Origin of the sequence: Mycobacterium neglectum (assembly GCF_002591975.1) — a bacterium.
Taxonomy (GTDB): domain Bacteria; phylum Actinomycetota; class Actinomycetes; order Mycobacteriales; family Mycobacteriaceae; genus Mycobacterium; species Mycobacterium neglectum.
This window is the reverse complement of sequence record NZ_NVQE01000005.1, coordinates 82,457-104,951: the sequence shown is the minus strand read 5'-3', so window position 1 is coordinate 104,951 and position 22,495 is coordinate 82,457. Positions and strand designations below refer to the sequence as shown.

At 65.0% G+C, this 22,495-nt stretch carries 24 protein-coding genes; 15 read left to right on the top strand and 9 right to left on the bottom strand.

Annotated elements, in window-relative coordinates; all coding sequences use genetic code 11:
- Positions 1-4 precede the first annotated feature (4 nt).
- The gene (locus CSQ99_RS06335; RefSeq protein WP_176560898.1) at positions 5-781 is read left to right on the top strand and encodes an IclR family transcriptional regulator; all 777 of its coding nucleotides are present in this window, start codon (positions 5-7) and stop codon (positions 779-781) included.
- On the opposite strand, the gene CSQ99_RS06330 is transcribed toward CSQ99_RS06335, so the two are convergent.
- Entirely contained in the window at positions 757-1,782 is a 1,026-nt protein-coding gene (locus CSQ99_RS06330) for a transketolase family protein (protein WP_099038197.1), read from the bottom strand. The genes CSQ99_RS06335 and CSQ99_RS06330 overlap by 25 nt on opposite strands.
- Complete coding sequence (locus CSQ99_RS06325; protein ID WP_099038196.1) at positions 1,779-2,624, bottom strand: transketolase; 846 nt, start codon at positions 2,622-2,624, stop codon at positions 1,779-1,781. The genes CSQ99_RS06330 and CSQ99_RS06325 overlap by 4 nt, the downstream gene beginning before the upstream one ends.
- A gap of 138 nt (positions 2,625-2,762) precedes the next feature.
- Here CSQ99_RS06325 and CSQ99_RS06320 point away from each other — a divergent pair, with 138 nt between their 5' ends.
- From CSQ99_RS06320 to CSQ99_RS06310, 3 genes are all read left to right on the top strand, one after another.
- The gene (locus CSQ99_RS06320; protein WP_099038195.1) at positions 2,763-3,173 is read left to right on the top strand and encodes an acyl-CoA thioesterase; all 411 of its coding nucleotides are present in this window, start codon (positions 2,763-2,765) and stop codon (positions 3,171-3,173) included.
- A 123-nt stretch (positions 3,174-3,296) separates the two neighbouring features.
- Positions 3,297-4,190, top strand: a complete 894-nt coding sequence (locus CSQ99_RS06315) for a transketolase (RefSeq protein WP_099038194.1) — start codon at positions 3,297-3,299, stop codon at positions 4,188-4,190.
- A gap of 5 nt (positions 4,191-4,195) precedes the next feature.
- Positions 4,196-5,128, top strand: coding sequence for a transketolase family protein (locus CSQ99_RS06310; protein WP_176560908.1), 933 nt, complete (start codon positions 4,196-4,198; stop codon positions 5,126-5,128).
- Positions 5,129-5,138: 10 nt separating this feature from the next.
- On the opposite strand, the gene CSQ99_RS06305 is transcribed toward CSQ99_RS06310, so the two are convergent.
- Together CSQ99_RS06305 and ramB are read right to left on the bottom strand one after the other, a co-directional pair.
- Positions 5,139-5,690 carry a carboxymuconolactone decarboxylase family protein gene (locus CSQ99_RS06305; protein WP_099038192.1) on the bottom strand — a complete coding sequence of 184 codons (552 nt, stop codon included), beginning with the start codon at positions 5,688-5,690 and terminating at the stop codon, positions 5,139-5,141.
- Between the two features lie 13 nt (positions 5,691-5,703).
- The gene (gene ramB / locus CSQ99_RS06300) at positions 5,704-7,119 is read right to left on the bottom strand and encodes an acetate metabolism transcriptional regulator RamB (RefSeq protein ID WP_099038191.1); all 1,416 of its coding nucleotides are present in this window, start codon (positions 7,117-7,119) and stop codon (positions 5,704-5,706) included.
- 88 nt (positions 7,120-7,207) lie between these two features.
- Between ramB and CSQ99_RS06295 the strand changes: the two genes are divergently transcribed.
- From CSQ99_RS06295 to CSQ99_RS06285, 3 genes are all read left to right on the top strand, one after another.
- Positions 7,208-8,014 (top strand): acyl-ACP thioesterase domain-containing protein, encoded by an 807-nt coding sequence (locus CSQ99_RS06295; RefSeq protein WP_425437785.1) that lies wholly within the window; start codon positions 7,208-7,210, stop codon positions 8,012-8,014.
- Positions 8,015-8,274: 260 nt separating this feature from the next.
- Complete coding sequence (aceA, locus tag CSQ99_RS06290) at positions 8,275-9,561, top strand: isocitrate lyase (RefSeq protein ID WP_006244614.1); 1,287 nt, start codon at positions 8,275-8,277, stop codon at positions 9,559-9,561.
- Positions 9,562-9,731: 170 nt separating this feature from the next.
- Complete coding sequence (locus tag CSQ99_RS06285) at positions 9,732-10,586, top strand: 3-hydroxybutyryl-CoA dehydrogenase (protein WP_099038189.1); 855 nt, start codon at positions 9,732-9,734, stop codon at positions 10,584-10,586.
- Positions 10,587-10,632: 46 nt separating this feature from the next.
- Here the strand turns inward: CSQ99_RS06285 and CSQ99_RS06280 are convergent, their stop codons facing one another.
- A complete protein-coding gene (locus CSQ99_RS06280) occupies positions 10,633-11,496 on the bottom strand; it encodes a polyphosphate kinase 2 family protein (protein ID WP_099038188.1) in 864 nt (287 codons plus the stop codon).
- A 4-nt stretch (positions 11,497-11,500) separates the two neighbouring features.
- Positions 11,501-12,205, bottom strand: a complete 705-nt coding sequence (locus tag CSQ99_RS06275; protein WP_099038187.1) for a TetR/AcrR family transcriptional regulator — start codon at positions 12,203-12,205, stop codon at positions 11,501-11,503.
- A gap of 138 nt (positions 12,206-12,343) precedes the next feature.
- Here CSQ99_RS06275 and CSQ99_RS06270 point away from each other — a divergent pair, with 138 nt between their 5' ends.
- The 8 genes from CSQ99_RS06270 to CSQ99_RS06235 all read left to right on the top strand — a co-directional run bounded on the left by CSQ99_RS06270 (position 12,344) and on the right by CSQ99_RS06235 (position 19,878).
- Positions 12,344-13,681 carry a DUF445 domain-containing protein gene (locus CSQ99_RS06270; RefSeq protein WP_099038186.1) on the top strand — a complete coding sequence of 446 codons (1,338 nt, stop codon included), beginning with the start codon at positions 12,344-12,346 and terminating at the stop codon, positions 13,679-13,681.
- A 91-nt stretch (positions 13,682-13,772) separates the two neighbouring features.
- Positions 13,773-14,207, top strand: a complete 435-nt coding sequence (locus CSQ99_RS06265; protein ID WP_099038185.1) for a helix-turn-helix domain-containing protein — start codon at positions 13,773-13,775, stop codon at positions 14,205-14,207.
- A 77-nt stretch (positions 14,208-14,284) separates the two neighbouring features.
- Positions 14,285-14,917: a heparin-binding hemagglutinin gene (locus tag CSQ99_RS31820; protein ID WP_099038184.1), complete on the top strand. Its 633-nt coding sequence runs from the start codon at positions 14,285-14,287 to the stop codon at positions 14,915-14,917.
- 73 nt (positions 14,918-14,990) lie between these two features.
- On the top strand, positions 14,991-15,287 hold the full coding sequence (locus tag CSQ99_RS06255) for a DUF2516 family protein (protein WP_099038183.1): 297 nt from the start codon (positions 14,991-14,993) through the stop codon (positions 15,285-15,287).
- A gap of 6 nt (positions 15,288-15,293) precedes the next feature.
- Positions 15,294-15,704: a DUF2599 domain-containing protein gene (locus tag CSQ99_RS06250; protein WP_176560897.1), complete on the top strand. Its 411-nt coding sequence runs from the start codon at positions 15,294-15,296 to the stop codon at positions 15,702-15,704.
- Positions 15,704-16,396: a deoxyribose-phosphate aldolase gene (gene deoC / locus CSQ99_RS06245; RefSeq protein WP_099038182.1), complete on the top strand. Its 693-nt coding sequence runs from the start codon at positions 15,704-15,706 to the stop codon at positions 16,394-16,396. Before CSQ99_RS06250 ends, deoC begins: the two co-directional genes overlap by 1 nt.
- A 36-nt stretch (positions 16,397-16,432) precedes the next feature.
- Complete coding sequence (locus tag CSQ99_RS06240; protein ID WP_099038304.1) at positions 16,433-18,082, top strand: S53 family peptidase; 1,650 nt, start codon at positions 16,433-16,435, stop codon at positions 18,080-18,082.
- Positions 18,079-19,878 (top strand): zinc ribbon domain-containing protein, encoded by a 1,800-nt coding sequence (locus CSQ99_RS06235; RefSeq protein ID WP_245908743.1) that lies wholly within the window; start codon positions 18,079-18,081, stop codon positions 19,876-19,878. Before CSQ99_RS06240 ends, CSQ99_RS06235 begins: the two co-directional genes overlap by 4 nt.
- 2 nt (positions 19,879-19,880) lie before the next feature.
- Here CSQ99_RS06235 and CSQ99_RS06230 read toward each other — a convergent pair whose 3' ends face one another.
- From CSQ99_RS06230 to CSQ99_RS06220, 3 genes are read right to left on the bottom strand one after another with little or no spacing between them, the layout of a single operon-like run.
- The gene (locus tag CSQ99_RS06230) at positions 19,881-20,822 is read right to left on the bottom strand and encodes an LmeA family phospholipid-binding protein (RefSeq protein WP_099038181.1); all 942 of its coding nucleotides are present in this window, start codon (positions 20,820-20,822) and stop codon (positions 19,881-19,883) included.
- Complete coding sequence (locus CSQ99_RS06225) at positions 20,819-21,655, bottom strand: carbon-nitrogen hydrolase family protein (protein ID WP_099038180.1); 837 nt, start codon at positions 21,653-21,655, stop codon at positions 20,819-20,821. The genes CSQ99_RS06230 and CSQ99_RS06225 overlap by 4 nt, the downstream gene beginning before the upstream one ends.
- Before the next feature lie 34 nt (positions 21,656-21,689).
- On the bottom strand, positions 21,690-22,478 hold the full coding sequence (locus tag CSQ99_RS06220; protein WP_176560896.1) for a class I SAM-dependent methyltransferase: 789 nt from the start codon (positions 22,476-22,478) through the stop codon (positions 21,690-21,692).
- Between the last annotated feature and the right edge of the window lie 17 nt (positions 22,479-22,495).

The following is a 22,495-nucleotide window of genomic DNA, read 5'->3' as shown; positions in this document are numbered from 1 at the left end:
AGCAGTGGCTCAACCAGTGGGGTTGCGACTGGTGGAGAAGGCGGTCGAGGTACTCGACCTGCTCGGCCAGGAGCGCAAGCTGACGATCGCACAGCTGTCCGAAAAGACTGGCGAGCCGCGGAGCTCGCTGTATCGGTTGCTCGGCAGCCTCGAGAAATTGGAGTTCGTCGAGTCGGCAGGCTCGCGCGGCACCTACCGCCTCGGGATACACGCTCTGCGACTCGGCGCCGCCATGATGGCCGGCCTCGACGAGCGTGAACGCGCGCTGCCGGTGATGAACCGGATCCGCGACGAAACGGGACTGACGGTCTACCTCCTGGTGCGGCGCGGTGACCTCGCGGTATGCGTTGAGCGCATCGAGGGCGAGCGGGTCGCCTCCCTCGCGCTGCAACTTGGCGGCTCGCAGCCGCTGCACGCGGGTGCGGCTCCTCGGGCGCTGCTGGCCTTCGCCCCTCAGGAGGAGTGGCAAAAGTATGTCTCGGCGGGCCCCCTGGTGCGCTTGACGCCGTCGACCCCCGCGACCCGTCAACGGCTCTTCGACGTGCTTGGCCGGGAAAGGGCCGACGGGGTCACGGTGAGCGACGGCGACGTCACCGTCGGCATCGCCGCCATCGGCGCGCCAGTGTTCGACTTCCGAGGTGAGGTCATCGCGGCCCTATCGGTCAGCGGGCTGCGGGGCGACCTGCTCGGCCAGTCGAAGACGCATTTGAAGAATCTCGTGCGCGCCGGCGCGGCGGAAATTTCTGCGAGCATGGGCTATGCACCCGACCGGGCGGGCTGAACCGACGCACGGCGGACGACATGGGCGATGCCGTGGGCGTCGAGGTCGTAGTGGCGGTACAGGTGCGAGGGAGGGCCGATCAGGCTGTACTCGTCGTGGAAGCCATGCCGTAAAAGCCTGGCACGCGAACCGCTTTCGGCCATCACCTCGGCGACCGCACCACCAAGGCCACCCAGTACGTTGTGCTCTTCCACCGTCACGATGAGCTCGGAGACCGCTGCGGCGCGCTCGATCGCCGCCCGGTCGAGCGGCTTGATCGTATGCATGTCGAGAACGCAGACGTCCATGCCCTCGTCGGCAAGTGCCGCACGGGCTTCGATCGCCGGGTGCACCATCGACCCGGTCGCCACGACCGTCACCGCCGCATCCTGGCCATGCCGGACTGCCTGTCCGATGCGCAACCCGGCGAGGTCGGCAGGGTCGTAGATCTGCTGATCCCGGCCGCGGCCGATCCGCAGGTACACCGGTCCGGCAATGTCGCGGGTCAGCTTCACCAGGGCATGCAGCTGAACAGGATCGGCGGGCGCGAGGACGGTGAGGTTCGCGATGCTGCGCATAATCGCCAGGTCCTCGGTGGCGTGATGCGACGTGCCGTAGAAGCCCAACGTGATACCTGCATGGTGGCCGACCATGCGGACCGGCAGCTGGGTATACGCAGTGTCGGTCCGAATCTGTTCGGCACACAGTAGCGCCAGGAAACTCGCGAAGGTCGCCACCCACGGCTGGTTGCCGGTGGTGGCGATGCCTGCCGCCGCCGACACCATGTTCTGTTCGGAGATACCGAACTGGATGAATCGGTCTGGATGACGCTCCTGATAGCGGACCAAGCCGTTGGAGTACTTGAGATCGGCGGTTCCGACGACGATGGGAACACCCTCATCGGTCAGTTCGATCAGCGCCTGGGAGAGCGCGGCGAAACCGGGCGCCTGGTCGAGCAGATCCATGATTTGCCAAGAGTTTCCGCGACTACCGATGGCGTGGTCGGCGGTGAATCCGGTCATCGGCTCCCCTTCAGCTCTGCCACCACGTCCGCTTGGTCCTCCCTGTCGAGCCAGCCCAGATGCCATCCGAAATTCTCTTCCATGAACCTGACGCCCTTGCCCTTCACCGTCGCCGCGAGTATCACCGTCGGGGTGCCGTTCGGTTGGTCGCGTACCTCGCGCAGGACCGAGGCCAGCGCTCCGACGTCATGTCCGTCGACAGCCCGCACATTCCAACCGAACGCCTGCCATTTGTCGGCCAGTGGCTCGACGGCGTTCATATCGTCGACGAGACCGTCGAGCGAGTATTGGTTGCGGTCGACTATCGCCACGAGCCGGTCGACGCCGAGATGCGCCGCCAGCATCGCCGCCTCCCAGTTCTGGCCCTCCTCGAGCTCGCCGTCACCGAGCACCACATAGGTGTGGAAGTCCTGACCGTTGAGGCGGCCGCCGAGCGCGATGCCAAGTCCGACCGACAGGTTGTGGCCGAGGGATCCCGACGAGAAGTCGACACCCGGCACGCGAGTCATATCGGGATGGTCGCCAAGCGGATTGCCCAGTCGGGTGTAGCCGTCCAGAGTGTCGGCGTCGAGAAACCCCCAGTCCGCGAGAATCGGGTACTGGCCGACGGCGGCGTGGCCCTTGCCGAGGAGCAGTCGGTCGCGATCGGTCCAGTCGGGCTGGCCGTGCCGCAGGCGCATCACGTCGTAATAGAGCGCCGCAAAGATCTCGGCGCAGGAGAAGGCCGACGTGTAATGGCCGGTCTTGGCGATGTCGACGAGGCGTACAACCTCGAGCCTGATGAATTGCGCCCGGTCCTCCAGGCGCGCGATTTCATCGTCGGAGAGTGGAGTGGCGACCATCCTGCTTCCTTCTGATACCACGAGGGGGAGGCAAATTACTGTCCAGTGGACATACTGTCCATTAAACAGTAACACGCCGGCGATAAGCGCAGTAGGGTTGGGGCGTCCTACCAGGTAGGTGCTGTGGAAGGAGGGCGGATGTTCGATCGGCCGTACGAGCGAGCCTGCGAAGTGCAGTTCAGTGACCTGGACATCAACGGCCAGGTGCACCACCTCGCCTACCTGCGCTATGCGGAAGCCGCCCGGGTGAACGCATTCGCCGACCTGGGGGCCGGTCCGGCGGTGCTCGTCGCCGCAGGCCGAGTCGTGGTCGTGCTCTCGATGGATATCTCGTTCGTCAAGCCTCTTTGTTTCGGCGAAGCTGTGCGCGCTACGGCCACTTACCAATTCGGTTCTGGAAAGAGTTTCAGATGCAATCAGCGGATTTACGGTGCAGATGCTGGAGAGGCCGCTCACCTCGACATGGTTCTTGGGCTGATGGATACGCGTGCCGGGCGATTGGTTGAGGATCCGCTGGCGTCGCTGCGCGATCTCGTCGGCGGCGACTGACGGGCCCTCATTTTCGGCGTATGTACAGCGCGTTTTCAGATTCGTTCCGCCACCCAGCGGACATAGTTTCCAACTAGTAGTAACATGACCGCCACCTGATCCTTGGACTCGACGGAGGCGGCTATGACGCGAGCGGACCACGCCGACCAGGTCCGAGAGCTGGAGGCGATCGCTCGCCGGGGCAGGTGGCTGGTGATCAGCACCGTTGCTCGGGCCGGGGCCGGTCACGTCGGAGGCCCACTCTCGGCAATGGACCTGCTGGTGGGGTTGTATTTCCATACGCTGCGCATCGATCCGAACAACCCGTCCAATCCGGCCCGGGACCGGTTCATCCTGTCCAAGGGCCATTCCGCCATGGGGTTATATGCGGTCCTCGCCATGCGCGGGTACTTCCCCGAGGCGGAGTTGTCGACCTTCGACAAGATCGAATCCCGGCTACAGGGGCACCCCGATATGCGACTGCTGCCTGGCCTCGACATGTCGACCGGGTCGCTCGGACAAGGTTTGTCGGTCGGTGTCGGAATGGCCATGGCTGCCCATCGCCGCGGCGAAGGAAGAACGACATGGGTGCTCCTCGGCGACGGCGAACTGCAGGAGGGGATGGTGTGGGAGGCCGTTCACACGGCGCCGCGCTACAGGCTGGGCAACCTGGTGGCGATCGTCGATCACAACGGTCTCCAGCAGTTTGGTTGGGATCGCGACGACGGGGACCGCGGAGACCGGCGGGATCCGTGGCGCGGTGTGGATCTGGCAGAGGTCTTCGCCGGCTTCGGCTGGCGGGTGTTGAGCGTGGACGGGCACGACATGGCAGCGGTGTTGGCCATCTTTGGCGAAGCGACGCGGGGGCCGGCTGACATGCCAACGGTGATTCTCGCCAACACGACGAAGGGTAAAGGAGTCTCCTTTGCGGAGAACACGATCAACTGGCACACCGGGCTGGCCACCGAGGACGAGTTGACACTTGCGGCAGCGGAACTCGGCATCGAGATCGCGGCCCCCGAGGGAGTGGCGACGTGACGGCGATGCGTGAGGCGTGGGGGCGCGCGGTCGTCGAGGTCGCCGAGTCCGACGACCGGATCCTGATGCTCGACGGCGACCTTGCGAACTCCACCAAGGCGGATATGTTCGCTCGTGCACATCCCGAGCGGTTCGTGCAGCTCGGTATCGCGGAGCAGAACATGATCGGGGTGGCGGTCGGCCTTGCCGACGGCGGTTTCATCCCCTGGCTGTCCTCGTTCGGCGTGTTCTTCACCCACCGCGCGCTCGACCCAATCCGCATGCTCGCCGCCCAGACCCAGGCCAACATCAAGATCGCCGCCGCCTATACCGGCCTCTTGACCGGACTCACCGGCAAGACTCACCACGACGTCGCCGATCTCGCCATCATGCGTTCCATGCCCGACATGACCGTGCTCGCGCCCGCCGATGCGGATGAGTGCGCGCAGGCCGTCAGGTGGGCGTCGCGACACCACGGGCCGGTCTACCTACGCATCGCCCGCGACGACGTGCCGGTCGATTTTCCGGCGTCTGATGCTTTCCGAGTCGGTGCAGTGCGGCGGGTCCGCGCGGGCCGGGATCTCACGCTCGTCTCCACAGGAGCGCAATCGGCACGTGTTTTCGGTGCGGCCGAGCAGCTCGCGGGACGTGGAATCGATTGCGCCGTCGTGCATGTGCCGACCATCAAACCGCTCGATGAACAGTCGCTGGTGGACGGCATCGGCTCTGGAGGCCCACTGGTGGTGGTCGAAGACCACAACAAATATGGTGGTCTTGGCGGCCTGGTAGCCGAGGTCCTCAACCGTTACTCGTTGATGCGCAACTTCAAGCACATCGCTGTCGAGGATGTCTGGTCCGAGTCGGCGCCCAATGACGATCTACTCGGAAAGCACGGCCTGTCGTCCGATTCGCTGGCGAACCGCCTTTTGCAGATCTTCACGGAATCACCTGCGGGATAAGGCGTGGCGCTTAGTCCGGAAAGTCCAGCGGTACGTTCAGCGTCGTGATGGTGGCCGCCAGCCCGTCGTACTGGGCGGCCAGCATGCAGAACTCGATGAGCTGTTGCTTGGTGAGGTGTCTGGCCAGCACGGCCCACGTTTCCGCCGAGACGCCGCGGGTGACGACGAACTCGTCGGTGGCGGTGATGAGTGCGCGCTGACGGTCGGTCAGACCGTCGGCGTCGGGACCCTCGAAGATCTTGGCCTGCACCTCGGGGCCGATACCGCGGCTGCGGGCCAGCCGACGGTGCTGCTGCAGTTCGTATTCGCAATTGCGGAGGTGGCCGACCCGCAGGATGACGGTCTCGGCGTCCTTCACCGGCAGCTTGGACAGCGCTCCCAACAGCATTGCGCTATACGGCGACCAGGCCAGGAACAGAAGCCGGTGCTGGCCAAGCACATTGACGAGGCTGAACCTCGGTGCGCGAATCGCCCTGGCGCCGAGCTTGGCGATGGCCCAATTGATCGGTCCGAGTTCCTTGAATCCGCCGGGCGCAATGCGCGCGGGCTCGATGGCGCTCACCTTAGCCAGGTTACTAGGACCGTTTGACCAGATAGGGCGACACCGTGCTGCGGTGCTCGTCGATGTCCAACGCCCGGCCGAGTGCCGGGAACGCCCGCTGCGGGCAGTTGTCGCGCTCGCAGACGCGACAGCCCGCACCGATCGGCGTCGAATTGTCGCCCGACAGATCCAGCCCCTCCGAATAGACCAGCCGGTGCGCATGCCGCAGCTCGCAGCCAAGGCCGATCGCGAACGTCTTACCAGGCTGGCCATATCGGTGGGCGCGGCGCTCGACCGTGCGGGCCACCCACATGTAGTTGCGCCCATCGGGCATCTGCGCGACCTGAACTCCGATCTTGCCGGGGCTCGCGAACGTTTCGTAAACGTTCCACAGCGGGCAGGTGCCACCGCTGGACGAGAAGTGAAAGCCTGTGGCGGACTGACGCTTTGACATGTTTCCTGCGCGGTCCACTCGGACGAACGACAGCGGAACACCCCGCATGGAGGGACGCTGCAGAGTCGACAGCCGGTGTGCGATCGTCTCGAAGGAGACTGCATAGAACGCCGAGAGACGTTCGACGTCATAGCGGAACTTCTCCGCGACATCGTGAAATTGGCGGTATGGCAGCACCGTCGCGGCTGCGAAGTAGTTCGCCAGGCCGAGTCGCGCCAGCACAGTGGACTCCTCGCTGGTGAAGTTGCCCTCGTCCACCAGCTTGTCGATCAGCTCGCCGAACTCCAGGTAGGCCAGCTCTGCGGCCATCTTGAAGACCGTCTGTCCCGACGACAGGTGACCACTGATCTCCAGCGTCCTGGAGGCCGGGTCGTAGCGGTGCAACACCGTGCCGCCCAAGTCGATTCGCTGCTTGATGTGCACACCGTGCACCCTGGTCAGCCGGTCGGCCAGCTCTCGGGTGAGCTCCGCGCGGTGCATCCGCATCCGGATCGTGAGGTCCTCGGCGGCGGTGTCGAGCTCGTGAAGATAGTTCTGGCGCTGATAGAAGTAGTCGCGCACCTCCTCGTGGGGCATCGTGATCGCACCGCTGCCACTGCTGTCGGAGTGCCTGTCCTCGGTGGCCGCCGCCAACTGCGCTGTGGTCAACCGGTAGCGCCGGTGCAGATTGACCATCGCGTGTGCGAGCGCGGGATGCGAGCTGACCATGTCGGCGACTTCGGCGAGGTCCACGTCGAGCGCCACGTCGCGATCCAAGGTCACCTCGCGAAGTTCGGCCACCAGCCGGGTGTCGTCCTCGGAGGCGAAGAACGTCGCGTCCACACCGAACACCTCGGTGATGCGCAGCAGCACCGCCACCGTCAACGGCCGCACGTCGTGCTCGATCTGGTTCAGGTAGCTCGGTGAGATTCCCAGCGTCTGGGCGAGCGCAGACTGGCTGAAGCCCCGTTCGCTGCGTAGTTGTCGGACGCGCGAACCGACGAACGTTTTTGCCACATCAACGAGGGTACCGACGGACTAGCACAGTTGCGAAGAACACCTTCGCATTCTTGGCAGATCGCGCGCTATGGCAGGATCGTGCGTCATGGGAGGCAGCATTGGTCTGGCGAAGGTGATGATGCCTGTGCCCGATCCGCACCCCGATGTGTTCGACGTCGAATGGCCGCTGCGGGTCGCTGACGTCGATCGGGCGGGCAGGCTCAAGTTCGACGCCGCCACCCGGCACATCCAGGACATCGGCTCCGACCAACTGCGCGAAATGGGCTATGAGGAAACTCATCCACTGTGGATCGTCCGCCGCACGATGGTCGACCTGATCAGGCCGATCGAGTTCAAGGACATGCTGCGGCTGCGCCGCTGGTGCTCGGGGACCTCCAACCGGTGGTGCGAAATGCGCGTCCGCGTCGACGGCCGCAAGGGCGGCCTCATCGAATCGGAGGCGTTCTGGATCAACATCAACCAGGAGACGCAGGGCCCGGCGCGCATCTCCGATGACTTTCTCGAGGGTTTGCGGCGCACCACCGATATCGACAGGTTGCGCTGGAAGGCCTACTTGAAGGCGGGCAACCGCGAGGACGCCGACGAGATACGCGACTATCCGCTCCGTGTCAGCGACATCGACATTTTCGACCACATGAACAACTCGGTGTACTGGTCGGTGATCGAGGACTACCTCGTCAAGGTGCCCGAGCTTCTGACTGCACCGTTGCGGGTGACCATCGAGCACGACGCTCCGGTGGCTCTCGGCGACAAGCTCGAGATCATCACCCATGTCCACCGGCCCGGTACGACGGACAAGTTCGGTCCCGAATTGGCGGATCGCACTGTTACAACGCTCACATATGCGGTTGGCGACGAGACCAAGGCCATCGCATCCATCTTCGCGCTCTGATTCCCTTCGCCTAACAGTACGGCCGTACTGACGTGCGCAAATCGCCTACTGGCGGGTAGCTACTGAACCGTTTCAGGTAATAGCTGCCTTCGCAACCTTCGCAATTTGCCGAGACGGGTTGGCGAAAATTGGCAATCAAAACGAGTGGACCTGCACATATGTCGTGATGCATCCTCGTAATAGCGCAACAGCCAAGTTTGATTGAGCATTAGCAAGCCGAGCACTGCCGGCTATGCACAGCGATTCGAAGGAGCAGCCACATGTCGACCGTCGGTACACCGAAGTCACCGGAAGAAATCCAGCAGGACTGGGACACCAACCCGCGGTGGAAGGGCATCGAGCGCACCTACACCCCGGCCGACGTCGTGGCCCTGCAGGGTTCGGTCGTCGAGGAGGCCACGCTGGCCCGCCGCGGCGCCGAGGTGCTGTGGAGCCAGCTGCACGACCTGGAGTTCGTCAACGCGCTTGGCGCGCTGACCGGCAACATGGCGGTCCAGCAGGTCCGCGCCGGCCTGAAGGCCATCTACCTGTCGGGTTGGCAGGTCGCCGGTGACGCGAACCTGTCCGGCCACACCTACCCCGACCAGAGCCTGTACCCGGCCAACTCGGTGCCACAGGTGGTTCGCCGCATCAACAACGCGCTGATGCGTGCCGACGAGATCGCCAAGGTCGAGGGCGACACCTCGATCGAGAACTGGCTGGCTCCGATCGTCGCCGACGGTGAGGCCGGCTTCGGTGGCGCGCTCAACGTCTACGAGCTTCAGAAGGCGATGATCGCCGCAGGTGTCGCGGGGTCGCACTGGGAGGATCAGCTGGCCTCGGAGAAGAAGTGCGGGCACCTCGGTGGCAAGGTGCTCATCCCCACCCAGCAGCACATCCGCACCCTGACCTCGGCTCGACTGGCGGCCGACGTGGCCGACGTCCCGACTGTCGTCATCGCCCGCACCGACGCCGAGGCAGCCACGCTGATCACCTCCGACGTCGACGAGCGCGATCAGCCGTTCATCACCGGTGAGCGGACCAAGGAAGGCTTCTATCGGGTGAAGAATGGCCTCGAGCCCTGCATCGCCCGGGCCAAGGCGTACGCGCCGTACTCCGACCTGATCTGGATGGAGACCGGTACCCCGGACCTCGAGCTCGCGGCGAAGTTCGCCGAGGGAGTCAAGAGCGAGTTCCCCGACCAGATGCTGGCCTACAACTGCTCGCCGTCGTTCAACTGGCGCAAGCACCTGGACGACGCGACCATCGCGAAGTTCCAGAAGGAGCTGGGCGCGATGGGCTTCAAGTTCCAGTTCATCACCCTGGCCGGCTTCCACGCCCTGAACTATTCGATGTTCGATCTGGCCTACGGCTACGCCCGCAACCAGATGAGCGCGTACGTCGAGCTGCAGGAGCGCGAGTTCGACGCCGAGGAGCGCGGTTACACGGCCACCAAGCACCAGCGTGAGGTCGGCGCCGGTTACTTCGACCGGATCGCCACGACGGTTGACCCGACAAGCTCGACCACCGCGCTCGCGGGCTCGACCGAAGAGGGTCAGTTCCACTGAGCTTGCGAAGTGGAACCGATTAGCCGGAGCCACTGAGCTTGCGAAGTGGAACCAATTAGCCGGAGCCACTAGATCTAAGCCGCGCCAAAAGCAGTCGGCTTGACAGCGCAGGCCCCGCCCACAACCGTTGGGCGGGGCCTGACGCAGTTACGAGGAGAACGTGAGCACCAATGAACATTGAGCGGGTCGGCGTGATCGGCGCCGGGCAGATGGGTTCGGGTATCGCTGAGGTATCGGCCAAGGCCGGCGCGGATGTGACCGTCTACGAGCCGACTGACGAATTGGTGACCGCGGGCCACACGCGGCTCACCCGGTCGCTGGAGCGTGCGGCGGCCAAAGGCAAGCTGAGCGAAGACGATCGCGATGCGGCGCTCGGGCGGCTGAAGTTCACCACCGACCTGGCCGACCTGGCCGATCGCCAGCTGGTCATCGAGGCCGTCGTCGAGGACGAAACCGTCAAGGGCAAGATCTTCGCCGATCTCGACAAGGTGATCACCGATCCCGACGCGGTGCTGGCGTCGAACACGTCGAGCATCCCGATCATGAAAATCGCTGCGGCGACGCAGAATCCGAGCCGCGTGCTGGGACTGCACTTCTTCAACCCGGTGCCGGTGCTGCCGCTCGTCGAACTCGTCAGCACGCTGGTCACCTCGCCTGAAGCTGCGGCGCGCACCGAGCGGTTCGCGAGCGAAGTGCTTGGCAAGAAAGTGGTGCGCTGCGGGGATCGCTCGGGCTTCATCGTCAACGCGCTGTTGGTGCCGTATCTGTTGGCGGCGATCCGGATGGCAGAGGCGGGCGTCGCAAGCGTTGAGGACATCGATACGGCTGTGGTGGCCGGGCTGTCGCATCCGATGGGACCGCTGCGGCTGTCGGATCTGATCGGGCTCGACACCATGAAGCTCATCGCCGACTCGATGTACGACGAGTACAAGGACGCGAATTACGCTCCGCCGCCGCTGCTCTTGCGGATGGTCGAGGCGGGACAGCTGGGTAAGAAGTCAGGTCGGGGCTTCTACACGTACTGAGTCGCGCTCAGTTGTCGACCGTGCGCTCGGCGAGACGGGAAGCTAGCTAGGCCTGTGCTAGCCGCTGCTTCTCCATGTCGACATCGAAATCAGCAGGGGGCCAAGACAAGTCCATCTGCTCAAGAGCCTCGATCAGCAGTTCGGTGATGGCCAGGCGGCTGTACCACTTGCGGTCGCACGGGATCACATGCCATGGCGCGTAGTCGGTCGACGTCTTGTCCAGCAGCGCCTGGTATGCCTCCTGATACAGCGGCCACTTCAGGCGTTCGTCGACGTCGGCCGGGTTGTACTTCCAGTACTTGTCGGGACGCTCCAGCCGCTCGCCGAGTCGGGCCTTCTGCTCGTCGAGTGAGACGAACATCGCCGCCTTGATCAGCGTCATACCCCCGTCGACGAGCGCCTTCTCGAAGGCGTTGATCTCGTCGTAGCGCGCCCCCCACACATCGGGCGCCACCAGGTTGTGCACCCGGACGATCAACACGTCCTCGTAATGGCTGCGGTCGAAGACCCCGATGTGGCCCGCGGTGGGCAGCGCATTACGGATGCGCCATAGATAGTGATGCGCCAGCTCTTCGGCGGTCGGCTTGCCGAAGCTCGTGTATCGGATTCCCTGCGGATTTCCCGCTCCGACAACGTGTTTGACGATGCCACCCTTTCCCGCGGTATCCATCCCCTGCAGCACCAACAGTATGGCTCGGGTGTCGCCGGAGCGGCTGTTGGCGTACAGCATCTCCTGCAGGGCGGCGAACCGCACGTTGCGCTCGGCCTGCAACTGGGGCGCATCGGCCTTCTTGCCCTTGAAGCCCGGGGTCGCGCTGGTGTCGATGTCGGCGACCTTGTCGCCGTGACGGAACTCGAGATGGGTATGCGGCTCGTGAGTCCACAAAGACGGGAGGTCGGTCTCGCTCATCCGCTCAGTCAAGCAGGCGCCGCGGCAAAACCGGCGAAGGATGCGGGGCTTGCCGGAATTTCTCAAGTGACCCGCCGACCTCGACGATGCCGCACAGCGCGCTCCAGGACAGCATCGTCAAGTAGTCGATCAGCTCGTCGGAGGTCATGCGGGGGTCCGACATCCACGAGTGAGTGGCCAACTGCACGCCGCCGACGGTGTGGAACGCCCAGGCCGCCGCGCCGCCGGTTTCCATACCCACCTCGGCCATGCGGCGGCGCAGCATCACGCCGAGCATGCGGGCGATGATCTGCTCTGAGTTCGCGACGGCCTTGCTCTTGGATGCCGAGTTGTTCGCCATCACGAACATGTAGGGCTCCGGCTCGGAGGCCACCGTCTCGACGTAGACGCGGATGATCTCGCGTGTCAACTCGTAGCCGTCCAGATTCGACGACAGCGCCGCGGCCATATTCGGGATCAGGGTGGTCTGCGCGAACCGCATCATCACCGCGGTCGTCAGGTCGTTCTTGTCGACGAAGTAGCGGTACAGCACGGTCTTGGACACACCGATCTCGGCCGCGATCTCGTCCATGCTGACGTTGCTGCCGCGGCGCCGGATCGCTTCCAGCGTGCCGTCCACCAGCTCATTGCGGCGCTCCACCTTGTGCTGGTGCCAGCGCCTCTTGCGTCCATCGGTCTTCAGCGCGACGGACGAGGTTGGTTGTGCCACGATCGCCGTATTCCGTCCCCTAGTTCCCCTTGATAGTACGGGCGATCTTGTATTCGAGTGCTGTTGGCTGGACCCGGCACTCCGCGCGTGGCGGATGATGGGGGTGTGGCACACAGACCGAACGTCAGCACACCCGCCATGACGGAGCCGCCGACCGCTCCACGCCGGCGCGATGTGGGCGCCAATCCGGCACCGCGGAGTTTTGCCGAGTCACTGGCGGGCGCCGACAGTGCGGCCGACGCGGAGCGTAGGCGCGGGCTGCGGCGCATGAAGGTCGTCGCGCTGTCGTTTCTGCTCGGCGCCACGGTCATTTTCCTGGTGTGCACCTGGGCCCAGTCCCACGGAGCAGCCCCCTGGGTCGGGTACGTCCGCGCCGCGGCAGAAGCGGGCATGATCGGCGCGCTGGCCGATTGGTTCGCGGTCACCGCGCTGTTCAAGCACCCACTCGGCATCCCGATCCCGCACACCGCGATCATCAAGCGCAAGAAGGACCAACTCGGCGAGGGCCTCGGCGCGTTCGTGCGCGAGAACTTCATGTCACCGGAGGTCGTCGAGACCAAACTGCGCGATGCAGAGGTCGCGGGCCGGCTCGGTAAGTGGCTGTCCGACGCGGCACACGCCGAGCGGGTCGCGGCCGAAACATCAACGGCGTTGCGGGTTTTGGTAGAGATGCTGCGCGACGAGGATGTGCAGCACGTGCTGGACCGGATGATCGTCAAGCGCATCGCCGAGCCGAAGTGGGGACCGCCGATCGGGCGGGTGCTCGCGTCGCTGCTTGCCGAGGGGCGTCAGGAAGCGCTCATTCAACTGCTGGCGGACCGCGCGTTCCAATGGTCGCTCAACGGCGGCGAGATCATCGAGCGGGTCGTCGAGCGCGACTCACCCACCTGGTCGCCCCGGTGGGTCGACCACCTCGTGGGTGACCGGATCCACCGCGAGCTGATGGACTTCACCGACAAGGTGCGGCGCAACCCCGACCACGAATTGCGACGGTCGGCGACCCGGTTCCTGTTCGAGTTCGCCGACGACCTGCAGCACGACGATGCCACGATCCAGCGCGCCGAGAACGTCAAGGAACAGATCATGGCCCGCGACGAGGTCGCCAAGGCCGCCGAGACCGCCTGGACCACGGCCAAGCGGATCTTCCTGGAGTCGGTCGACGACCCGTCGTCGGCCTTGCGGACGCGGATCGCGGACTCCGTCGTACACATCGGCGAGTCGTTGCGCGACGACGTCGACCTGCGAGACAAGGTCGACAACTGGATCATTCGGGCGGCTCAACATCTCGTCGCTCAATATGGGGCGGAGATCACAGCGATCATCACCGAGACGATCGAGCGGTGGGACGCCGACGAGGCCAGTCGCCGCATCGAATTGCACGTGGGGCGTGACCTGCAGTTCATTCGCATCAACGGCACCGTGGTGGGTGCGCTGGCGGGCCTCGCCATCTATTCGATAGCCCAGCTACTGTTCTGACCTGCGCTAACTGGTGCTTGCAAAAGTTAGCACCCCGTCGTACCGTAGGCCGTGTCGATATCGGTTACCCAAATGTATGAGGGGGTCACGCATGCCGCAGGATGAAAAAATTGCCGCTGTGGTGTCCAACGCTGCACAGGACATCGGCACCTTCATTCGCACGCAACGCGAGGCCGCCCAGGTATCGGTGCGGCAGCTGGCCGAAAAGGCCGGTGTCAGCAATCCCTATCTCAGTCAGATCGAGCGGGGATTGCGGAAACCCTCCGCCGACGTGCTGAACCAGATCGCCAAGGCGCTGCGAGTGTCTGCGGAAGTTCTCTACATAAGGGCCGGAATTCTGGAACCAAGCGAGAACAACGAAGTCCGCGACGTCATCATCACCGACTCGGCGATCACCGAGCGGCAGAAGCAGGTGCTGCTCGAGATCTACACGTCGTTCGTTCAGCAGAACGAGGGCCAGCAGAACGAGGACCTGCAGCTCGAAGCCGCAGGCGTCAAGACCGACGAGGAGCCGACTACTGAATAGAACATTTCGAACTCCGAGTTAGTCCAAACCAAATCTCAATACCGAAGCAACACAACAGAAGTGAGAGGAACACCGACATGGCAAAGAAGACCGCTGCCAAGAACCAGCCGACCGCTGACGACCTGAAGGCCCCGCTGCTTGCCGCAGTCGGCGCCGCTGATCTGGCTCTCGAGCGCGTCAACGAGATCGTTGCGGCTCTGCGTGAGCGCGCCGACGATGCGCGTAGCGATGCCGAGACCCGCGTGGAAGAGACCCGCGCCCGCGTGACGAAGCTGCAGGAGGAGCTGCCGACTCAGTTCGGTGACCTCCGCGAGAAGCTGAGCTCCGACGAGCTGCGCAAGTTCGCCGAGACCTACGCCGAGGCCGCGCAGACCTCCTATAACAAGCTGGTCGAGCGTGGCGAGGCTGCTCTCGAGCGGCTGCGCAGCCAGCCGGCCCTCGAAGACGCCGCCGGTCGCGTCGAGCGCTATTCGGACCAGGCCGTCGAGCTGACCCAGGAAGCACTGGGCAACGTCGCCACCCAGACCCGCGCGGTCGGCGAGCGCGCCGCCAAGCTGGTCGGCGTCGAGCTGCCGAAGAAGGCCCAGCAGGCCGCGGCTCCTGCCAAGAGCGCCGCCAAGAAGGTGCCCGCGAAGGCTCCCGCCAAGAAGGCTCCGGCCAAGAAGGCTCCGGCCAAGAAGGCGCCGGCCAAGAAGGTCACGCAGAAGTAGCATTTCGGCCCGCCGTCGCCCGGCTGGGCGACTCAGAGTCGACCAGGGGACGTAGCCCGCATACGCTTGGAGCGTGCAGCTCCAAAACTTGGCGGGTTACGTCCTCTTACTTTTGGCCCTGGTAGTGCTGGCCGCGACGCTCTATGCGTTTGTGCACGCCGCCATGCAGCGGCCCGATGCGTATACCGCCGCGGGCAAGCTGACCAAGCCGGTCTGGTTATTGATCATCGGCGGTGCGGGCGCCTTTGCCCTGCTCACCAGCCTTGCCGGGGTTTCCGTTTTCGCCATCGCGATCGCCGCGGTCGCGACGGGTATCTATCTGGTGGACGTGCGGCCGAAGATTCTGGAGATCCAGGGAAAGTCCCGTTAACCGGCAATGGGCAATCTGCGTTTCATCGCGGCAGTAGCCGGCGCTCTCGCGCCGCTCGCTTTCGCTCCGGCCGCCAGCGCCGAGCCAGTACCCGCGCCGCCCTACGTCGACCACGTCGAATGGGCCAAATGGGGAGACCTGTCGAGTCTGCGGGTGTATCCGACGGCTGCGGGCCGGGACGCGTCGCTGGTCGCGACGGTGAACACCGAGGTGGCCGCATGGCAAGAGGTGCTGGCGCTCTCACCGGATGCCGACATGCCCGGAATGTACGCCCAGTTCATCTGCCACTGGCAGCTGGCCGAACTCGGCCACCCAGGCAAGACCAGCTGGAATCTGGAGCCGTGGCGGCCTGAGGTCGACGACGACACATTGGTGGCGACGCGCTGTAACCCGGGCGGCACCGAGGAACCGTTTTAGTGGGGAACTACGGCCGCGAGGAGGTGGCCGCGCTCGTCGACCACACCCTGCTCAAACCCGAAGCCACCGAAGGCGATATCGCGCGCCTCGTCGAGGAAGCCACCGAGCTCGGGGCGTACGCGGTCTGCGTGTCCCCGTCCATGGTCGCCGTCGCGAATCGATCGGGCGCGGCACAGCTGCCCATAGCCGCAGTCGTGGGATTCCCTTCCGGTAAGCACCTTTCGGACATCAAGGCCGAAGAGGCGCGCCTCGCAGTGGCGGCGGGAGCCGCCGAGATCGACATGGTGATCGACGTTGGAGCCGCAGTGTCCGGTGACTTCACCGCCGTGGCAGCGGACGTCGCCGCGGTCCGGGCGGCCATCGGCCAGAAGATCGTCCTGAAGGTGATCGTGGAGTCGGCGGCGTTGCTCAGCATCGTGGGGGAGCAGGCGCTCGTCTCCGCATGCCGGGCCGCCGAGGATGGCGGGACGGACTTCGTTAAGACCTCCACAGGGTTTCATCCAGCAGGCGGTGCCTCGGTGCGGGCCGTAGCGCTGATGTGCGCGACGGTCGGCCCTCGTGTCGAGGTCAAGGCCAGCGGCGGCATCCGCACGACCACCGACGCGGTGTCCATGCTCGATGCCGGTGCGACCCGGTTGGGACTGTCTGGAACCCGATCGGTGCTCGACGGCTTCGGGGCTTCTCGCGAGTGAATGACGCAATTTAGAATCGTTTGCTGATTGGCTATGATGCACGGCATACCACGCCGAAACGATTGCCAAATTGGACCTAGACGGTTGCCGCCACCGCCGCAATGGCGGGGGCTTTCGGCGCTCGCGGCGGTGGCGCTGCTCATCATTGCCGGCGTCGGTGCCGGCTGTGCTCGACAAACTCCCAATGTGATCGTGGGTCCCTACGCGTCGCTGTTGGCGAGTTCCAGCGATCTGGGGCCCTCACATGCCGACGATGCGCAACTGACCGTTACGCTCGCGGACCCGGCGCGGGCCGAGACGCTGACCCAGTGGGCCGGCGATTCGGGCCTGTGGATACGCGGACGGCCCGACGATGGCTGGGCGATCGTCGAGGGCGCCGCCGAGGATGTGGCGCGGGCGTTCGACGTACCGATACACGATTACCGGGGCCGCAAGGGCCAGGTGTTCTACGCGTCCACGCAGCAGCCGTCGATACCGTCACCGCTGCGCGGGGTCGTGTCTGGGGTGGGCCGCATCAACGGCTATACGCCGCACGGCATGGCGAGTCCTGGATTGCTGCCGCTCGATGTGCGCTGGGGCGGATTGACCCCCGATGGTTTGTTGCAGGCCTACAACGCCAACCCGCTGGCCGAACTGGGCTTCACCGGCAAGGGCTCGACGATCGTGATCTTCGCCTTCGACAGCGTCGACCAGGCGGACCTGGATCTCTTCGCCGACACCTCCGGCCTGCCGCGCTTCACCCCGGAGATCATCGACGGGAAGCCTGAGGAGCAGCACGGCGAAACGGCGATGGATCTCCAAGTGGCACACGCGATTGCGCCGGACGCGCGCCTTGTCGTCGTCAACGCCCGGCCGACTGTGCAGGGCGACGGGGCACTGGAGAAGATCGGCAGGATGTTCGAAGATGTCGATCGCCGGTTCCCCGGAGCGGTGTGGAGCCTATCGATCGGGTGGGGTTGCGAGAAGCTTTTCACCGCGGCAGATCTGGCGCCCGTGCAGGCTGCCTTGGCCGCCGCACAAAAACGTGGCACGTCGGCGTTCGACGCGAGCGGAGACACCGCGGGCCTCGAGTGCAAGAGCGGCGAGGACTGGTCAGCGCCACCCGGACCGGATGACATTGGCCTGGACGCGATTTCGTCGATACCGGCGATGACAACGGTCGGTGGCACCACCCTGTCGACGAGCCCCCGGGGACAGTGGGTGGGCGAATACGCGTGGGTGGACTCACCGTTGTCGCAAGGTACTAGCGGCGGAGTGTCGACATTGTTCGATCGTCCGCCATGGCAGGACCGTCTGAGCGCCGAACGGGACACCGAGCATCGCCGTCTTTCGCCTGATGTCTCCGCCGTCTCGGATCCGTACACCGGGGTGAGGCTCATCTACCAGCAGACCGAAGTACTCGGCGGTGGTACCTCGCAGGCGGCGCCGATCTGGGCCGCGCTGACCGTGCTGATGAATCAGTACCTCGTCGCCAATGGCGGACGTCCGCTCGGGAACGCGAACGCGATGCTGTATCGCGTCGCCGCGGGTGCGAGTCGTCCCGGATTCCGGGATATCGTCCGCGGTGGCAACGCGGTCGACTACGCGGGGCCCGGCTATGACCTGGTGTCCGGCCTGGGCACCCCGAACGTATACAACCTCGCCCAGAACTTTCTCGAACTCCAGCAAGGGATTTCGCGGCGGTGACCAGCCTCGGTGGCACGTCCACCATGGTCTGCCGGGCGTGCGCCGCCGACGTACCCGAGGCGGCGTTCTGCGGGCACTGTGGTGCGGCGCAGCAGGGTAGGCGGCGCCGAAGGATCCGGACGTACGCTGCGACACCGAGTGAGCACACCCTGCTGCCATCGGTGGCGACGTCGCTGTTCCCGCACTTGCCGAAGAGTGCGCTTCGACCGTTCCGGCTGGGACTGGGACTGCTGTTGGCCGCACTGACCGCCTTCGCCCTGCTCGGATGGCAGGCACCGTTGATCACGGTCGGTGCGCTCGGTCCTCCGATCCTCTTCATGCTCTATCTGCACGAGTCGGATATCGATGACGACCTGCCGAACATTGTCCTGGTACTGACGGCCGCCATGGGGATCGCCCTCGGCGTCGCATGGGCGTACGTGACCGGCGCACTGCTCGCCGATCCTGCCGCCGTGGCATTCGTCAACGCCGGCTATCAGCTGACCGTATTCGACACGTTGTCCATGCTGGCCGTCCCTGTCGGTTTTGCTGCACTCATGCTGATCCCGGCGGTGGTGATTCGGCTGGTACGACCAGGCACTCGGGAATCGTTGGACGGCTTCGTGATCGGCGCGCTGGGTGCGACCATGTTCACCGCGGCGTGGTCTCTGACCCGGTTGGCTCCCCTTTTGGAAACGGGGATAACGGCCGGCGCCCGGCCGATGAACAATTTTGTCCTCCAGGCGGGAATTCAGGTTGTCGCCGTGCCATTGGCATCGGCAGCGCTTGGCGGATTGGTCGGTGTGGCGCTGTGGTACGGCCGTCGACGGGTAATCGCAGCCAGTGTGGTTGTGACACTCGGGCTGTACGCCGCGATCGCTTTGATGGACCTCAACCAGATCCCGCTGGGCCTGCAGTTCGGGCTGTACTTCCTGATCGCCGCGTTCGCGCTGATCGCACTGAGGGTCGGTGTGCAGACCGCCTTGGTGAACGAACAGCAGGAGCCGGACGACCCGAGTGGTCGGGTGCTGTGTCCGAACTGCGACACCGTTGTACCCCATATGCCGTTCTGTCCCAATTGCGGTGTCGCCGCCCATGCGGCGTCACGGTCGTCGCGAACCGGACGACGAGTGGCACCGGACAGCGAGACGGTCGCGGTACACGAGACATCCAACACTCGCCTACTGGCAACAATGGGTATCGGCGTGGCTGTCGTTGCCGCGGCTGGGGTTACGGCCGCGGTGCTGGCTACCCCCGTCGAACCCAAGTATGTGTGCCCGCCGGATTGTGGACGCCCGCCGGTCGCCGAACCGATCGAATCCAATCCGCGCTTCGTCTCGCCGGACGGCGCGTTCTCGGTCCAGTATCCCGGCCCGGGATCGGCGTATGAGGCCACACTCGCCACCGACGGTGTCGATTTGAAATTCACCGGCGGCGACACCGGAACCATGGCGCTGTTCGGAATGCCCGCCGAGGGTCGCACGCCGAAGCAGATCGCACACGAGCTGATGGGCCTGAAGTATCCGAACGCGACCATGGATTACGAGATCCCCAATGCGATGGTCGGATACGAGCCCGGCTTCGGCATGGTGGCCGACGAGTATCCGCAGGACGCGGGTAGCACGTTCACCCATCTACGGATCGTCGTCATGGTCGCGATCAGGAACGACTATGCGTTGGTTGCCGCCGCGGTCGGGCCGTACCACGAATTCACCCGGGACTTCGGGACGGGCCATCCGTCTGGTGTCAATCTTCAGCTGGCCATGGATATGGGCAAGTACGTCAACAGCTTTCGATGGGGCGATTCGACAGACTGACCTCAGATACTGGAGAAGCAGGAGTCGTCCTCGCTCTTGGGGATCGTCGCGTTCTGGGTCGAGAACTGGGCCTGCACGCCGGTGTCGGTAACGTCCACCGAGTCGGCCTTGATGTTCATCGGCAACTCGTTTGTCAGCTGGGAGGTGAGGGTGTCGAGCGCAGGCTGGATCGTCTCACGCGGCAAGGTGAAGCCGAGTCCGGTCAACTCCGTCACCTCTAGCGTGAGGGCGCCGTTTTTGATCGCAGGCTTGGTCACGATGTTGCCGAGCGCTGCCTCCAACTCGACCGTGCCGTCGGACGGGTTGGTCGTCACGCCGGAAATTAACGAGCCGACGAGCGGAATGGCGTTCTGGATGGACTGAGTCATCCCAGCGGCCGTCCAGTCGATCTTCGCGACGAGCGACCCGATCGAGCCACCGGAGTCAGCGGTGTCCTCCAACCGCACGTCCTTGACGGTCACATCGGCTTTCATGCCGCTCATATCCCGGATCTGATTGCCCGCGGTTTCGATGTGGATGTTCGTGTAGTGGCCGGACATGTGCTGCATCAGAAACGGCGGCGTGAAGCCGAATGACACGTCGGCCGTGTCCTCTACGAGACATTCGACGGCGGCGGCAACTTTGGTCTCGCCCTCGCTGCGTGCGTACAACTCGATGCCGATCAGCGCGGATGCGACCACCGCCACGACAATGACGATTGTGAGGACGATCGACAGCGGATCGCGAAGAAATCCCGTCCGCTTCTTAGGCGGCGTCGTCTCTTCCTGTTGCGGAGCCGACGCTTGCTGCGGCGGAGTACCCGGGGGTGGAGGAGGCGCGGCGTAGCCCGGCGCCGGCCCCTGCGGTGGCCGTTGTGGAGGACCCTGCGGATACTGCGGCGGCCCCTGCGGATACTGCGGCGGCGGGCCTTGCGGCTGGTTCCGGCGGTCCCAGGGGTCTGTCATCTCCGCGATTCTGCCTTACGCCATGGCTGATCTGTGCGGTTGTTCATGACCGCGATGGTTTCGCGCGCCTTCCGGGCTGCTTCGAGGTCGATATCGGTGACGAGCAGAGCTGGATCGTCACCTGCCGATGCGACGACTTCGCCCAGCGGCGACGCGACGACGCTGCCGCCCACCCCGGTGGGGCCGAGTGCGGCGATTTCGTCGCCCGGATAGGCCTGATCGACCGCGGCGATGAAGCCGGTGGTGTCGATGGCGCGGGCCCGGGCCAGCAGTGTCCACTGCTCGAGCTTGCCGGGCCCGGTGCCCCATGACGCGTGGACGGTGATGAGTTGTGCTCCGCGGCGCGCCAATTCGACGTATAGCTCGGGAAAGCGGACGTCGTAACACAGTGTGAGGCCGACGTTCACGGGTGCCGAGCCGCCGTCGACGGTGATCACCACGGGCTCGCTACCCGGCGCCACGGTGTTCGACTCGGTGAACCCGAAGGCGTCATAGAGGTGGATCTTGTCGTAGTGCGCATCGACTCCGGGACCCGTCGCAATCAGGGTGTTGGTCACCCGCGCCCGTCCCGCGTGCGAACCGGCAGGGACGAACATGCCCGCGACGACCACGATGCCTGCGCGCTCGGCGATTTGTCGTACTCCCGCCGCCCAAGGCCCGTCCAGCGGCTCGGCGATCGAAGCCAACGGCACGCCGAGCCGGCACATCGTCGCCTCGGGGAACAGCACCAGCCGCGCCCCAGCGTCGGCAGCGCGTCGTGTGTAGTCCTCGACCAGGTCGAGGTTGGCCGCGGGGTCGGTACCGCTGCGGATCTGTGCCAGGGCCACGCGCATGACGACCAGCCTAGGACGTTCGGGTGCGGGCCGGTCAGTGCGGAATGGGAGCGACATCAGACCACGGCACGGTGAGAACGCCGTCACGCATCCGTCGCCGCGGTGGCTCGACGGGGAAACCGCTATCGCGCAGGAGTTCCAGCATTGCCCGCCATCGGATCCGCGGGCCGAAGACGCCGTGTCCCGCCACACTGGCCCACGCTCGGTCGGCCGCCGTCAGCAACGTGTGGATCGGCTGGCCGTCGACGTTGTGATGGATCAGTACCTTGGGCAGCCGCTCGGCGAGATCGGAGGGGCGCTCGATGGCGAACGGGTCGCAGGCCAGCGTGAGGCTCAGCGGACCGTCCGCGTCGAGCAGCACCCAGCAACAGCGCCTGCCGAGCTCGTCGCACGTTCCGTCGACGATGAGGCCACCGGGAGCCAACTGGTCTTGCATGGTCGACCACGCTTCGGCCACCGCATGGACCGGGTATTGGCGCAGCACGTTGAACGCTCGCACCAAAACCGGCTGCCGCCCGGCCAGTTCGAATCCGCCCAGCGCGAATTCGACGGTGTGGCCGGTCGCCTCGCGTGCCGCCTTGACCCGCTCGGGATGGATTTCAAGACCGATTACCCGAACGTCGCCGCGCACCATCCGCAGGCGCTCGGCCAGCTCGAGGGTTGTCACCGGGAGCGCGCCGTAGCCCAGGTCGACCACCAACGGATCGGCGGCGGACAACAGTGCGGCGCGCACCCGTCGCGAATACACCAGCCAGCGGTCGCTGCGTCGCAGTCGGTTGTAGCCGGTGGTGCCTCGCGTGAGCTGTCCAATGGGAGCAGCCATGAATGCAATTTTAGGCC